The organism is Ruminococcus sp. CAG:57 (assembly GCF_000435935.1).
In the GTDB taxonomy this organism is placed as follows: Bacteria; Bacillota; Clostridia; order Oscillospirales; family Ruminococcaceae; genus Hominimerdicola; species Hominimerdicola aceti.
This window is the reverse complement of sequence record NZ_FR890732.1, coordinates 6,951-8,396: the sequence shown is the minus strand read 5'-3', so window position 1 is coordinate 8,396 and position 1,446 is coordinate 6,951. Positions and strand designations below refer to the sequence as shown.

Annotated in this window: 2 protein-coding genes; both read left to right on the top strand. The window is 30.1% G+C overall.

All coding sequences use genetic code 11. From position 1 onward, the window contains the following. Window positions 1-154: 154 nt before the first annotated feature. Window positions 155-667: an RNA polymerase sigma factor gene (locus QVO88_RS06510; RefSeq protein WP_117865872.1), complete on the top strand. Its 513-nt coding sequence runs from the start codon at window positions 155-157 to the stop codon at window positions 665-667. 1 nt (window position 668) lies between these two features. Beyond that, window positions 669-1,346: a DUF4367 domain-containing protein gene (locus QVO88_RS06505; protein ID WP_022287690.1), complete on the top strand. Its 678-nt coding sequence runs from the start codon at window positions 669-671 to the stop codon at window positions 1,344-1,346. The last annotated feature ends 100 nt before the right edge of the window (window positions 1,347-1,446 follow it).

Genomic DNA, 1,446 nt, shown 5'->3' with positions numbered 1-1,446 from the left:
CGGCTATTTCAACTTCCGTGTTGATGTTAACAAACATTTCACAATCAACAAGATTTTACTTCTACAAAACATCCCCCTTGAATTTATACATAAATAATGTTATACTTGATACATTATAAAGTATATAGGATGTGATGAAATGCTTGGCGTGTGTATGGCATTGATCGATGATGAAAAAGATAAAAAGGCTTTTGAAAAGCTGTATAATAAATACAAAAATAAAGTTCATGCAATATCCTTGAATATATTAAAAAATGAACAACTTGCTGAGGAATCAACTTCTGACACTTTTTTATCGTTGGCTAAATGTTTTCAAAAAATTAAACATTTAGAATATCACAAATTGGATTATTACATTGTCATAACTAGTAGGAACATGGCAAAGAATATATCTAAAAAGGAAAAAGAAAATTTAATGACGGTTTCCTACGATGATGATTCTTATTTTGTAAATGAAAATATGTCATGTTACGAATTTGAATTTTTGAAAGGTTGCATAAAGAAACTGAAAGTTGACGATCAAGAGATTCTTTATTTAAAGTTTTCGTGTGGACTTGAATATTCTGAAATTTCAAAAACGCTTGGCATTACATCTGCCACAGCAAGAAAACGTCTGCAGTATGCCAAAAACAGATTGAAGATATTACTTGAAAAGGGTGATTTGTAACATGAATAATTTTTCATATTTTTCAAAAGCTCTCGATGAAGTCGTAGATGCCAGATTGGATGATTATGTTGAAACTCTTGAAGTAGACAAACGATATGAATTTTCGGAAAAGTACAATAAAAAAATAAACAAACTTATAAAACACAGAGAAAAGCCCTATTTTACTCTGATATGCACGACCGGCAGACGTGTTGCTTGTTTTGTTACAGCATTGTTGATCCTATCATTTTCTTCGCTTAGCGTAAAAGCTGTGAGAGAGGCAGTTTGTGATTTCTTTATGAATATTTTTTCAGACCATACGGAGATTATAGCAGACAGTGAAATTGTGAATTCATATCCGCATTCGATTGACGAGGAATATCATATATCTTCACTTCCAAATGGATTTAAACAAGTCGACTATGATAAAATGGAAAATTCAATTATAATAACATACTTCAAGGATGATGATTATATCTTTTTTGAACAATACACAAAAGATGCATATCTTAGTAATTATGATAATGAACAGTCAACATTTGAATCATATACAGATGAAAACGGACAAGAGTATCTAGTTCATAATACAGATCATGATCATACATTTATATGGGACAATGGTAAATATATTTTTGAAATATGCAGCAACTTAGACAAACGATCTGTGTTGGAATTGTGTGAATCCACAAAAATAAAGTAAATTAATAAAAACATATCACAAACAAACAATTTTCATTATCATAGTAGGTGTAGGAGAAAATAAATCTCTTGCACCTATTTTTTGTGAAAGGAGGAACTTA

Excerpts from the sequence above, each read along its gene's own strand:
- QVO88_RS06510 (WP_117865872.1), top strand. The coding sequence starts at position 155 with ATGGCATTGATCGATGATGAAAAAGATAAAAAGGCTTTTGAAAAGCTG.
- QVO88_RS06505 (WP_022287690.1), top strand. The coding sequence starts at position 669 with ATGAATAATTTTTCATATTTTTCAAAAGCTCTCGATGAAGTCGTAGAT.